We start from the raw sequence: 487 nt of genomic DNA on the forward strand, positions 1-487 counted from the left end.
ACTTTTGTCCACTACATGAATGCTGGCGGCTGGTAAAACGATCATGATGACAGCGAAGTCTGGGTGTTTTTCTACAAAAATAAGTAAATTATGTCAACTATAACGGTGAGAAAACATGACATTTCTGAACCAGTTAATGCTGTACTTCTGTACGGCGGTCTGTGTGCTGTATCTTCTTTCGGGTGGGTACAGGGCTGTGCGCGATTTCTGGCGCAGACAGATTGATAAAAGGGCCGCTGAGAAAATCAGCGCCAGTCAGTCAGCCGGAACAAAACCCGAAGAGCCTCTCATTCCGTAGCAACTTTCTTAACAACACCTTTCAACGAGAAAATACCATGTCAGAAATAAAATCGCTGGTCACTGCTGAAGCAGTGAAGGATGTCCTGCGCTCTGAAGAAGTCAGAAGCGCACTGAAACAGCAACTTCGTCAGAATCTTGAGGCGCGTCTTGATGCTGAAGTGGATGCCATTCTGGATGAACTGCTGGG

Annotated in this window: 2 protein-coding genes; both read left to right on the forward strand. The window is 46.4% G+C overall.

Annotation, left to right across the window (positions count from 1 at the left end; all coding sequences use genetic code 11):
• Window positions 1-136: 136 nt before the first annotated feature.
• The gene (locus K0039_RS24350; RefSeq protein WP_369123864.1) at window positions 137-298 is read left to right on the forward strand and encodes a DUF1378 family protein; all 162 of its coding nucleotides are present in this window, start codon (window positions 137-139) and stop codon (window positions 296-298) included.
• The coding region (locus K0039_RS20850; RefSeq protein ID WP_228106841.1) for a DUF826 domain-containing protein at window positions 222-487 on the forward strand (266 nt) is incomplete at its 3' end. The genes K0039_RS24350 and K0039_RS20850, both read left to right, overlap by 77 nt.

The organism is Terrisporobacter mayombei (assembly GCF_020748465.1).
GTDB classification, from domain to species: domain Bacteria; phylum Bacillota; class Clostridia; order Peptostreptococcales; family Peptostreptococcaceae; genus Terrisporobacter; species Terrisporobacter mayombei.

What these genes read in the sequence shown, in the direction of transcription:
- K0039_RS24350 (WP_369123864.1), top strand. Translation starts at nt 137, where the DNA reads ATGCTGTACTTCTGTACGGCGGTCTGTGTGCTGTATCTTCTTTCGGGT.